9 protein-coding genes are annotated in these 12,215 nt (G+C 63.9%); all 9 read right to left on the bottom strand.

The window, feature by feature from the left end:
• Positions 1-8 precede the first annotated feature (8 nt).
• The 9 genes from ASD01_RS00380 to ASD01_RS00420 all read right to left on the bottom strand — a co-directional run bounded on the left by ASD01_RS00380 (position 9) and on the right by ASD01_RS00420 (position 12,118).
• Positions 9-1,640, bottom strand: a complete 1,632-nt coding sequence (locus ASD01_RS00380) for an ABC transporter ATP-binding protein (RefSeq protein ID WP_034792132.1) — start codon at positions 1,638-1,640, stop codon at positions 9-11.
• On the bottom strand, positions 1,633-2,460 hold the full coding sequence (locus ASD01_RS00385; RefSeq protein ID WP_029742612.1) for an ABC transporter permease: 828 nt from the start codon (positions 2,458-2,460) through the stop codon (positions 1,633-1,635). Before ASD01_RS00385 ends, ASD01_RS00380 begins: the two co-directional genes overlap by 8 nt.
• A complete protein-coding gene (locus ASD01_RS00390; protein WP_034792133.1) occupies positions 2,457-3,593 on the bottom strand; it encodes an ABC transporter permease in 1,137 nt (378 codons plus the stop codon). The genes ASD01_RS00385 and ASD01_RS00390 overlap by 4 nt, the downstream gene beginning before the upstream one ends.
• A complete protein-coding gene (locus ASD01_RS00395) occupies positions 3,578-5,167 on the bottom strand; it encodes an ABC transporter substrate-binding protein (protein ID WP_029742614.1) in 1,590 nt (529 codons plus the stop codon). The genes ASD01_RS00390 and ASD01_RS00395 overlap by 16 nt, the downstream gene beginning before the upstream one ends.
• Before the next feature lie 385 nt (positions 5,168-5,552).
• On the bottom strand, positions 5,553-6,335 hold the full coding sequence (locus ASD01_RS00400) for a carnitinyl-CoA dehydratase (protein ID WP_029742615.1): 783 nt from the start codon (positions 6,333-6,335) through the stop codon (positions 5,553-5,555).
• A gap of 5 nt (positions 6,336-6,340) precedes the next feature.
• Positions 6,341-8,398, bottom strand: a complete 2,058-nt coding sequence (locus ASD01_RS00405; RefSeq protein WP_034792136.1) for an acetate--CoA ligase family protein — start codon at positions 8,396-8,398, stop codon at positions 6,341-6,343.
• 7 nt (positions 8,399-8,405) lie between these two features.
• Positions 8,406-9,566: an acyl-CoA dehydrogenase family protein gene (locus ASD01_RS00410; protein ID WP_029742617.1), complete on the bottom strand. Its 1,161-nt coding sequence runs from the start codon at positions 9,564-9,566 to the stop codon at positions 8,406-8,408.
• A 139-nt stretch (positions 9,567-9,705) separates the two neighbouring features.
• Positions 9,706-11,199, bottom strand: coding sequence for a carnitine 3-dehydrogenase (locus ASD01_RS00415; protein ID WP_034792138.1), 1,494 nt, complete (start codon positions 11,197-11,199; stop codon positions 9,706-9,708).
• Positions 11,200-11,215: 16 nt separating this feature from the next.
• Positions 11,216-12,118, bottom strand: a complete 903-nt coding sequence (locus ASD01_RS00420; RefSeq protein ID WP_029742619.1) for a beta-keto acid cleavage family enzyme — start codon at positions 12,116-12,118, stop codon at positions 11,216-11,218.
• Positions 12,119-12,215 lie beyond the last annotated feature (97 nt).

Here is a 12,215-nt window from a genome sequence, read left to right on the forward strand (position 1 = left end):
CTCGTTTTTCAGTTGCCGGCGCTTTCCATGCGGCGTGTCTTCAGCACCCGCTCCAGCCAGCCGATTTCCATCTCCGGAACCGACTTCAACAGCAGGTCCGTGTAGTCGTCGAAGGGCGGCGACAGCACCTTCGACTTCGGCCCGAAGCGCACGAGGCGGCCGCGATGCATGACCGCGACGCTGTCGGCGATCGCCCGCACGATGGCGATGTCGTGGGTGATAAATACATAGGAAACAGCGGTTTCCTCCTGAAGCTTCAGAAGCAGATTCAGGATGCCTTCGGCCACAAGCGGATCGAGTGCCGAGGTGGGCTCGTCGCAGAGGATCAGCTCCGGCTTGGCGGCGAGCGCCCTTGCGATCGCCACGCGCTGCTTCTGGCCGCCCGAAAGTTCGGCCGGATAACGATCGAGGAAACGCGTTCCCATTTCGATCTGGTCGAGCAGTTCCTTGACCCGCTCCGTCTTCTTCTGGCCGTGCATGCCGAAGTAGAAGGAGAGCGGTCGACCGACGATGTCTCGCACCGTCTGGCGCGGGTTCATCGCCGTATCGGCCATCTGGTAGATCATCTGGATGCGGCGGAGCTCGTCGTTGCTGCGGCCTTTCAGCGCCCGCGGCAGCTCCTTGCCCTCGAAGGTGATGCGCCCCTCGGTCGGCGGCAAAAGCCCGGTGATGACGCGGGCAAGGGTGGACTTGCCCGAGCCGCTTTCGCCGACGATCGCCAGTGTCTGGCCTTTCGGCAGATGCATCGAGACATCATGCAGCACCTTGAAGCCGTTGGCATAGCCGGCGCTGATATGCTCGATCTTCAACTGCGTCCCGGTCTGGTCGGCGGCTTCCTCGCGTTTCGTCTGGCGGACGCTGACGAGTGCCCGGGTGTATTCCTCGCGCGGCTCTTCGATGATCTGCTTCGTCGAGCCGTATTCCACCGTCTTGCCATGGCGCAGCACCATGATGTCGTCGGAGATCTGGGCGACGACGGCGAGGTCGTGGGTGATGTAGAGGGCTGCCGTGTGCGTCTCTTCGATCGCATGCTTGATCGCGGCGAGCACGTCGATCTGGGTGGTGACGTCGAGCGCGGTCGTCGGCTCGTCGAAGACGATCAGCTCCGGGTTGGGGCAGAGCGCCATGGCGGTCATGGCGCGCTGCAGCTGGCCGCCGGAGACCTGGTGCGGATAGCGCTCGCCAAAGGTTTCCGGATTGGGCAGGCCCAGCACGCGGAAGAGATAGAGCGCCCGCTTCTTAGCCTCCTCGCGGCTCATGATGCCGTGGCGGAGCGACGCCTCGATCACCTGGTCGCCGAGCCGATGCGCCGGATTGAAGGCGGCCGCTGCCGATTGCGCGACGTAGCAGACGCGGGCGCCGCGGATCGAGCGGATGCCGTTCTTGTCGAGCGTCAGAATGTCCTTGCCGTCGAGCAGGACCTGACCGCCGGTAATGCGCACGCCGCCGCGGCCATAGGCGAGCGCCGAAAGGCCGATGGTCGACTTGCCGGCGCCGGACTCGCCGATGAGGCCGAGCACCTTGCCCTTCTGAACGTCGAAGGAGACGCCCTCGACGAGGGTGACGACCTTCGGCGGTTCGCCCGGCGGGTAGCTGGTCGCTTCGATCTTCAAGTTCTTGACGGAGAGCATCTCAGGCATCGCCGCGTCCTCCCTTGAGGCTCGAGGTTCTCTTCATCAGCCAGTCGACCACGAGGTTGACGCAGATCGCGAGCGTCGCGATCGCAGCACCGGGTATGAGCGCTGCCGAAATGCCGAAGATGATGCCGTCCTTGTTGTCCTTGACCATGCCGCCCCAGTCGGCTGCCGGCGGCTGGATGCCGAGGCCGAGGAAGGAGAGGGTGGAGAGGAACAGGATCGAGAAGGCGAAGCGCAGGCCGAATTCTGCCAAGAGCGGCGACAGTGTGTTCGGCAGGATCTCGCGGAAGATGATCCAGAGCGAACCTTCTCCACGCAGCCTTGCCGCCTCGACGAACTCCATGACCGCGACATCGAGCGCCACGGCGCGGCCGATGCGGAAGACGCGGGTACTGTCGAGCACCGCCATCACCAGGATCAGGATCCACAGATGCTGCGGCAGGACGGCGAGAACGACGAGGGCGAAAATGAGCGTCGGAATCGCCATCATCAGGTCGTTGAAGCGGGAAAACAGCTGGTCCGTGAAACCACCGACAACAGCGGCGGTGAAGCTCAGGATCATGCCGAGCGAGAAGGAAAGCACGGTTGCCGCAAATGCCACGAAGATGGTGGTGCGGGCGCCATAGATCAGACGCGACAGCAGGTCGCGGCCGAGATTGTCGGTGCCGAGCAGGAAGTCGCCGCCGGCCGGAAGCCAGACGTCGCCGACCACGTCGCGTTCGCCGAAGGGGGCGATGACAGGCGCAAAGAGGGCGCAGAAGATCGCAATCGCGATGCCGGCGATGCCGATCCAGGCGCTGAAGGGGATGGATCTCAGGTTCATCGCGGATGCCTCAGTCTCGGGTTGGCGATGATCGCGAGAATGTCGGCCGCCATGTTCAGGAAGATGTAGAAGGCGGCAAAGATCAGACCGCAGGCCTGAACGACCGGCATGTCGCGCACGGTCACCGCATCCACCATATATTGGCCCATGCCCGGATAGACGAAGACCACTTCGACCACGACGACGCCGACCACGAGATAGGCCAGGTTGAGCGCAATGACGTTGATGACCGGCGCCACCGCATTGGGGGCGGCGTGACGCGCGATGATGCGGAACATGCCGAGGCCCTTCAGTTCCGCCGTCTCGACATAGGCCGACGACATGACGTTGAGGATCGCCGCGCGGGTCATGCGCATCATGTGGGCGAGAACGACGAGAACGAGGGTCGCGACGGGAAGCGCGATCGCCGAGAGACGTTCGGTGAAGCTCATGCTGTCATAGACGGTCGCGGGGAAGGTCGCGACGCCGTATTTGACGGCGAAGAACATGATCAGGAGATAGCCGACGAAGAACTCGGGCAGCGAGATCGCCGCGAGCGAGACGACGTTGATGATCTTGTCGGGCAGCCGGTTGCGGAACTGCACCGCCAGCATACCGAGGCCGACGGCGAGCGGTACGGAGACGAGGGCTGCGAAGAAGGCAAGGAACAGCGAGTTGCCGAGGCGCTTGGAAATCTGCTCGCCGACCGAATTCTTGCTCGCCCAGGAGGTGCCGAAATCGCCTTGGACAGCGCCGCCGAGCCAGGAGACGTAGCGTTCGGTCCAGGGCCGGTCGAGGCCGAGATCCTTGCGGATGTTTTCGACCGCCTGCGGCGTTGCCGACTGGCCGAGATAGGTGGTGGCGAAGTCGCCGGGAAGCGCCTCGATGCCGCCGAAGATCATCAGCGATACGGCGAAGAGAAGGCCGGCGCTCAAGCCGAGGCGCTGCAGGATCAGCGCCGCGAGCGGGCGGCGGAAGGTGAAGCGCCGCCAGAAGGTGCCGCCGATTTCACCGTTCGAGGGATTGGTGGCAGGGTTGGGTTTTGCTGGTACTCCGGAAAGTTCGGCAGACCGCGGGTGTGTTGCACCCGCGGTTCCATCCGTCGGAACCGGACCAGTGAGCGGTCCGCTTTCCATCATCATGCGTCCAGCCATACCCGGGTTGCGACATAGCCGTTCGACATGTCGTTGCCGATGTCGTGCACGTAGCCCTTCACCTGCTTGGTGGAGGCGTTCACGAAGTCGTTGAACATCGGCAGGATCAGGCCGCCTTCGTCACGCACCATCATGGCCATGGTGCGGTACATGTCCTTGCGCTTGGCCTCGTCGAGTTCAGAGCGGGCCTCGAGCAGGATCTTGTCGAAATCCGGACGCTTGAAGCGGGTGTCGTTCCAGTCGGCGGTCGAAAGATAGGCGGTGGAGTACATCTGGTCCTGGGTCGGACGGCCGCCCCAGTAGGAGGTGGAGAAGGGCTGCACGTTCCAGACGTTGGTCCAGTAGCCGTCACCCGGCTCGCGCTTGACCTCGATCTCGATGCCCGCCTTCTTGGCGCTTTCCTGGTAGAGCACCGCTGCATCGACAGCACCCGGGAAGGCGACGTCGGAGGTGCGCAGCAGTACCGGACCGCTGTGGCCGGATTTCTTGTAGTGGAAGGCCGCCTTGTCCGGATCATAGGCACGCTGCTCGATGCCTTCGGGGAAGAGGGCGTAGGTGTCGTTGATCGGGAAGTCGTTGCCGACCTTGCCGTAGCCGCCGAGGATGCGCTGGACCATGGTCTCGCGGTCCATCGAATATTTCAGCGCCATGCGCAGGTCGTTGTTGTCGAAGGGTGCGGTGTTGCAATGCATGATGAACACGTAATGGCCGCGGCCGGACGTGTTCAGGATCTCGACCGTCGGCGCCTTCTTCAGAAGGTTGACCGTCTTCGGATCGACGCGGTTGATGTAGTGCACCTGGCCGGAGGAAAGCGCGGCGATGCGGGCCGTGGCGTCGTTCATGGCGATCAGCTCGACCGAGTCCACATAGCCGCGGTCGGTGCGCCAGTCGTCGGCATTCTTCTCGAAGGTGGCACGAACGCCGGCTTCGAAGCTCGTCACCTTGAAGGGGCCGGTGCCGATCATTGCGTCCGGCTTGTCGATGCCGCCGCCCGGCTGGATGATGAGGTGATAGTCGGTCAGAAGCAGCGGCAGGTCGGCATTGCCTTCGGTCAGCACGAGCACCAGCTTGTCGCCGTCGGCCTTGATTTCCTTGATCGACTTCATCACGCCGAGCGCGCCGGATTCAGACTTTTCGTCGGTGTGGCGCTGCAGCGTCTTGATGACGTCGTCGAGCGTCAGCTCCTTGCCGTCGTGGAATTTTACGCCCTTGCGGATGGTAAAGGTCCAGGTCGACGCGTCGGTCGAGGGCTCCCAGGATTCGGCGAGTGCCGGCACCGGCGCGCCGGTCGTCGGGTGGCTTTCGACGAGCATGTCGCCCCAGTTGCGGCCGACGACGAACATGAATTGCGACAGCGCCTTGGCCGGGTCCTTCGAGTCGGTGGCGGCAGCGCCTTCGAGACCGAGTTTCAGGTGACCGCCGCGCTTCGGCTCCTGCGCTGCAGCGCTGGTGGCAAACAAAGTGCCGGCCGTCGAGGCGAGAATGCCGGCTGCTGCCGCGCGGCCCAAAAACTCGCGCCGGTTCATCTTGCCGAGCATGACCTGTCGTGTGAGGTAATCCTTGTAATCGCTCATTCCCCTGTTCCCTTTTCTCGTCGGCATTCGCCGTTCGTTGTGGTTGGTAGAGATTGCTGCGTACAGCCATTGTATCGATGGCTTCGGACTGGGCCGGAGGGCCGCTTGTTTTCTTCCGGGTTCTTGTCTCTCCTTCCTTCTGGCCGGGCGTCCTTCGTTCAGATCGATAAGCGTAATCGCTGGAACTCTTGTTGTAACGCCCTAAATTACAATTTATTTCCATAAGCGTGGCTTATGGACACGTGTTTAATGGCGCGCGATGTTGCCCGCGCGTCTCGTCACGTTCCGGTGCCGGTCATCCGGCTCTGTTGCCTACGCCGCCAAGGGTCGGCGGTGCTGTTCGAAGCGCGTTGCGGGCGGAAACCGCACGCATTCTCGTTCGGTCTCAGCGACCCTTCCACACGGGGTCGCGCTTCTCCGCGAAGGCGCGCGCGCCCTCCAGCTGGTCTTCGCTCGAATAGAGAATATCGACGGTCTTGAACTGCCGCTGGGTGATCTTGTTCATGGTCGTCTGGAAGGCTTCGCCCTCGGCGGCGCGGACCACTTCCTTGATCGCCGCATAGACCAGCGGCGGGCCGCTTTCGAGCAGGCGGGCGAGCTCCCAGGCGCGCTCCATCAGTTTGCCCGCCGGCAGGATCTCGTTGACGAAGCCCCAGCGGTGGGCTTCCTGCACGTCGAGCCAGCGGCCGGTCAGAAGCATGTCCATGGCGATGTGATAGGGGATGCGCTTCGGCAGCTTGATCGAGGCAGCATCGGCAACGGTGCCGGAGCGGATTTCGGGCAACGCGAAGGTCGCGTGTTCGGCGGCAAGGATCAGGTCGGTCGAAAGCGCGATCTCGAGGCCGCCGCCGCAGCAGATGCCGTTGATCGCGGCGATGATCGGCTTGTTGAGATCGCGCAGTTCCTGCATGCCGCCGAAGCCGCCGACGCCGTAGTCACCATCGACCGCGTCACCGTCGGCAGCAGCCTTCAGGTCCCATCCCGGACAGAAGAATTTTTCACCGGCGCCGGTGATGATCGCGACACGTAGACTGTCGTCGTCGCGGAAGTCGCGGAAGATCTCGCCCATGACCCGGCTGGTTTTCAGGTCGATGGCGTTCGCCTTCGGCCGGTCGATCGTGACTTCCAGAATACCGCCTTCGCGGCGTGTGAGGATAGGTCCGGTCATGAGGGTCAGTTCCTCCGGCGAATGAGAGCGTCGGCGGCAACGGCACCCTGACCGTTCGGCAACACCATCAATGGATTGATATCCAGTTCTTCGAGTTTCGAAGCGTTTGCAACGACATAGGATGCCGCTGCCGCGACAGCCGCGGTTAAAGCGGCGTAATCGGCAGCAGGCGCGCCGCGATAGCCGTCGAGCAGCTTGCGGATCTTCAGCCCGCCGATTGCTTCCCCGATCGCTTCCGGCGTCGTCGGCAGCGTCAGGATGGCGGAATCATCGAGCAGTTCCACGAGGATGCCGCCGGCACCGATCGTCAAAACCGGGCCGGCGACGGGGTCGCGCGTGGCGCCGATAATGAGCTCGGCGACCGGTTTCGCCACCATCTTCTCGACAAGGTACCCGGAGGTGACGGCGGCCATGGCCTTGGCCGCCGCAAGGACGTCCGCGCGGCTCGCAAGGTTGAGTTTCACGGCACCCGCTTCGGTCTTGTGGGCGACGCCGAGGCCTTTCAGCACGACCGGGAAACCGAGCGCTTCGGCAGCGTCTGCGGCTTCTTCGGCGGTTGCTGCGGTCTTGCCCTTCGGCACGGTCAGACCGGCGGCAGCAAGCTCCACCTTGGCCTCGTGTTCGCTGAGCGTGATGGCTTCACCGGCAGCGGCGACACCGCCATCGTGCAGGCGGGGCGGGGCGGGTTTGGCCCAGGCGGCTCCGATGTCGGCGGCCGTCTCGATGGCTGCCAGTGCCTCCTCGATGCCGAAGAAGGGTACGACGCCCGCCTTCATCAGGAAGAGGGCGGTGGCTTCCGGCATGTTTTCGCCAAGGCTGGCGACGATGCCGGCGCGGGCACCCGTTGCCCGGGCCGCGTCGATCACCGCATGGCAGGTGGTTTCCCAGTCTGCCGGGTCGCAGCGGTCAAGGCGCGGGAAGTCGAGCACGAGCAGATTGATCGCGTAGCCGCCCTTCATCATGGCGGTAAAGGCGGTGGTCTGCTTCTCGCGGTTGCCCCAGACGAAGGTGTGGTAGTCGAGCGGGTTGGCGATCGTCACCATCTCGCCGAGCGCATCCTTCAGCGGCTTCTTCTGCTCGTCGCGCAAGGGCCGGTAATTGACCCGGTAGCGCTCGCCGGCATCCGCCATCAGCGAGGCCTCGCCGCCGGAGCAGCTCATCGAGGAGATGTCGTTGCTCTCGAGTGGGCCTGCCACATGCAGCAGCTTCAGCGTTTCCAAGAGCGCCGGCAACGTGTCCACTCGGCCGATGCCGAGGCGGGCAAGAAGCGCCGAGGAGACGCGGTCGTTGCCGGCAAGCGATGCGGTGTGCGACACCGTCGCAAGCTGCGCCGCTTCCGACTTGCCGACCTTCAGCGTCACGACCGGTTTGCCGAGTTCGCGCGCGCGCGTCGCCAGCCGCTCGAGGGCAACAACGCTGTCGAAACCCTCGATATGCAGGCCGACGGCGGTGACGCGCGGGTCTTCGAGCACGGCGCAGGCGATGTCGGAGAGGCCCGTCTGCGCCTGGTTGCCGGCAGTCATGACATAGGCAAGCGGCAGACCGCGCGTCTGCATCGAAATGTTGCAGGCGATGTTGGAGGACTGCGTCAGGATCGCGACGCCTTTTTCGACGCGTTGCATGCCGTGCTGGTCCGGCCAGAGCAGGGCGCCATCGAGCATGTTGATGAAGCCGTAGCAATTCGGCCCGACGATCGGCATGTCGCCGGCAGCCGCCACCAGCGCCTCCTGCATGTCGTTGCCGTCGTCAAGCTCGCTTGCCGCCTCGCGAAAGCCGGAGGCGTAGCAGACGGCGCCGCCGGCGCCGCGGCTCGCAAGATCGCGGATGATATCGATCGTCAGCTGCCGGTTGACGCCGACGAAGGAGGCATCCGGTGCGCCTGGCAGTTCTGCCACCGAGCGATAGCACTTGCGGCCGAGGATTTCGGCTTCGCGCGGGTGCACTGGCCAGATCTCACCGGTAAAGCCCATCTTGTCGCATTGCTCGATGACACGCCGGGCTTCCTTGCCGCCGAAGACGGCGATGGTGCGCGGGCGGATGAGGCGGTCGAGGGAGCGTATCATCGGCCGATCACGCTCCCAGCGGCCGCAGCAGGTCGCGGCTGATGATGTGGCGCTGGATTTCAGACGTGCCGTCCCAGATGCGTTCGACGCGAGCGTCGCGCCAGAAGCGGGCGAGCGGCAGGTCGTCCATCAGGCCCATGCCGCCGAAGATCTGGATCGCCTCGTCGGTGACGCGGGCGAGCATCTCGGTGGCAAAAACCTTGGCGGACGCAATCTCGCGGTTCGAGGGCAGGCCGTTATCGAGCCGCCAGGCGGCCGAAAGGGTCAGGAGGTCGGCGGCGTCGATCTCGGTGATCATGTCGGCGAGCTTGAAGGAGACGCCCTGGTTGGCACCGATCGGCTTGCCGAACTGCTTGCGTTCGGCGGCGTAATTCAGCGCATAGTCGAAGGCGCGACGGGCACGGCCGACCGAAGTCGCCGCCACCGTCAGGCGGGTGGCGAACAGCCAGTCGTTGGCGACGTCGAAACCCTTGTGCACCTCGCCGAGGATCTGGGCGGAGGGCAGGCGGCAATCGTCGAAGGTCAGGACACAGTTGTTGTAGCCGCGGTGCGATACGGAATTGTAGCCCTTGCGGATCTCGAAGCCGGGCGTGCCGCGATCGACGAGAAAGCAGGTGATCTTCTTCTTCGGGCCGCGCGGCGTATCCTCTTCGCCGGTCGCGATGAAGACGATGACGAAATCGGCGATGTCGGCGTGGCTGATGAAATGCTTCGTGCCGTTGACGATCCAGTCGTCGCCGTCCTTGCGGGCAAAGCACTTCATGCCGCGCACGTCCGAGCCGGCGTCCGGCTCGGTCATCGCAAGCGCATCGAACTTGTCACCTTTGACGGCCGGCAGCAGGTACTTTTCGCGCTGCTCGGCGTTGCAGGCCATCAGGATCCCAGAGGGGCGACCGAAGAAGACGGTCAGGCCCATGGAGCCGCGGCCAAGCTCGCGCTCTACCAGGGTGAAGGAGGTGTGATCGAGACCGGCGCCGCCGACTTCCTCCGGGAAATTACAGCCGAAGAAGCCGATCTCCTTGCATTTTCGGGCGATCTCCTGACCGAGTTCGCGCGGCACTACGCCGGTGCGCTCGACCTCGTCCTCATGCGGATAGATTTCCGTTTCGACGAAGCTCCTGACCGTATCGACGATCATCTGCTGTTCTTCGGTCAGTGCGAAGTTCATTGTGTTGTTCCCCTCGTTTTCGCGCCGCTGACGTAGGTGCCGCAAACGATGGCCGCCTCCTCAAGCGTCCTTCGGCTGCGGTTTGCGGCTCCGCCGGAAGGCGAAGCTGCCTGTTGTTGCTGGCCTGCCGCTGTTGCGGTCAGGCGCGCTTCTGGCCGACGAAGCGTCCGGCACCATCGGGCGTCTGCAGTTGCGCATGGGCTTCAGTGATTGCGCGGAGCTTGCTCAGCACCGCCTCGGGTGCCGCGACCGCCTTGCCGGCCTTGCTGTCGACATGAAGCATCATCTGTTCGGCGGTGGCGACGGCCTCGTTGGTTGCGGCGTTGTAGATCGTCGAAAAGATGTGAAGACGCTTTTCGTCCGACGACAGGATCTGGCAGGTCGAGTAGAGCGCCTCGCCGAGCTTGGCTTCGCCAAGGTTCCGGATATGGGTCTCGACCGTGTAGTAGCTGTGACCGTCGCGGACATAGTCGAGGTCGACGCCGATCAGGCGCAGCACGCCGTCGGAGGTGTCGCCGAAGACCTGGAGATAACGGTGCTCGGTCATGTGGCCGTTGTAATCGACCCAGGCGGCGCTGACCTTGGTGTCGAGGATGCGCAGCGGCTTGACGTCGCCGAGGTCGGCTTCCGGCTTCCGGGCGTTGGCCCAGAGCTTGGCCTCGAAATCGGCAAGCAGCTTGCCCGCACCCCAGCCTTCGCCGCCGTTACCGGATTTCAGCGCATGCATGATGCCGACGAGGTTTTCGTCGCGGATGCGTTCGAGCTCGCGGATCGAGCGACCGGCGGCCTGCGCGTCCGACTGGGCGCCGATCTTTTCGACCAACGCATCGTCGAGGTCGACGACGTCGGTGAACTTCGTCCAGGGCCACTTCAGGCAGGGGCCGAACTGGGCGAGGAAGTGGCGCATGCCGGCCTCGCCGCCGGCGATGCGATAGGTCTCGAACAGGCCCATCTGCGCCCAGCGCATGCCGAAGGAATAACGCATGACGTTGTCGAGCGTTTCGGTATCGCAGATGTCGTCCTGGATCAGCCAGAGCGCCTCGCGCCAGAGTGCCTCGAGCAGGCGGTCGCCGACGAAGGCCTCGATCTCCTTGGCGATGACGACGCCCTTCATGCCGATCTGCTCGACGCCCTGCATGGCGCGCTCGATCGTCGCCTTCGACGTCTTCTTGCCGCCGACGAGCTCGACGAGCGGCAAGAGGTAGACGGGGTTGTAGGGATGCGCCACGAACATGCGCTCGGGGTGGTGCATCTCGGACTGCAGGTCGGAGGGCAAAAGGCCCGAGGTGGAGGACCCGATCAGCGCATCGGGCCTTGCGGCGGCATCGATCTTGGTGATCACGCCGCGCTTCAGTTCCAGCCGCTCCGGCACGCTTTCCTGAATCCAGTCAGCGCCTTCGACCGCTTCCTCGATGCTCTTGCAGAAGGTGAGCTTTCCCTTCGGCGGCAACGGCGCCATGGTCAGCATGGCATAGGCGCGCTCGGCATTGGCCATGACTTCGCCGATGATGCGCTCGGCTTCCGGATGCGGGTCGAAGATTTTTACGTCGATGCCGGCAAGCGCAAAGCGCGCCACCCAGGCGCCGCCGATGACGCCGCCGCCGACACAGGCTGCTTTGGTTATAAAGCTCATGGTGTCCAGTCCTTGCTCAGCGCTTCGTCAGCTTCAGTTTCTCGCGGACCTCTTTCGGTCCGATGATCTTGGCGCCCATGCCCTCGATGACGCCAACCGCCTTTTCGACGAGCTGACCGTTGGTGGCGAGCTGGCCCTTGCCGATATAGAGGTTGTCTTCGAGGCCGACGCGGACGTTGCCGCCGGCAAGGATGGCTGCTGCCGGATAGGCGAGCGCATTGCGGCCGATGGAGAAGGCCGAGAAGGTCCAGTTGGCAGGCACGTTGTTGACCATGGCCATGAAGGTGTTGAGGTCGTCGGGCGCGCCCCACGGAATGCCCATGCAGAGCTGGATCAAGACCGGATCCTCGATCAGGCCTTCCTCGACCAGCTGCTTGGCAAACCAGAGGTGGCCGGTGTCGAAGGCTTCGATCTCCGGACGCACGCCAAGGGCGGTCATCTGGCGGGCCATTTCGCGCAGCATCGACGGCGTGTTGGTCATGACGTAGTCGCCGAGCGAAAAGTTCATGGTGCCACAGTCGAGCGTGCAGATTTCCGGCAGACATTCGGCCACGTGGGCGACGCGCTCGGTGGCGCCGGCCATGTCGGTGCCTTTCTCGCTGAGCGGGAGCGGGCTTTCGACATTGCCGAAGATCAGGTCCCCGCCCATGCCGGCGGTCAGGTTCAGCACCATGTCGACATCGGCAGAGCGGATACGGTCAGTCACTTCCCTGTAGAGATCAAGCCTGCGGGCCGGCGCGCCGGTCTCCGGATCGCGGACGTGGCAGTGGACCACGGCAGCGCCGGCCTTGGCCGCCTCGACCGCCGCTTCGGCGATCTGTTTCGGCGTGATCGGCACGTGGCTGGACTTTGAAACGGTGTCTCCCGAGCCGGTGACGGCACAGGTGATGAATACCTCGCGGTTCATGCTGAGCGGCATTGCTGTCTCCCTTTTATTGCGCCCATTACGAGCCAAGAAAGACCGCGTTGCTTTTCATTATCGGCTTCATTCTATACATTATCGGCGACAGAGTGGA

The sequence above is a fragment of the Ensifer sp. Root423 genome (genome assembly GCF_001426275.1).
Taxonomy (GTDB): domain Bacteria; phylum Pseudomonadota; class Alphaproteobacteria; order Rhizobiales; family Rhizobiaceae; genus Ensifer; species Ensifer adhaerens.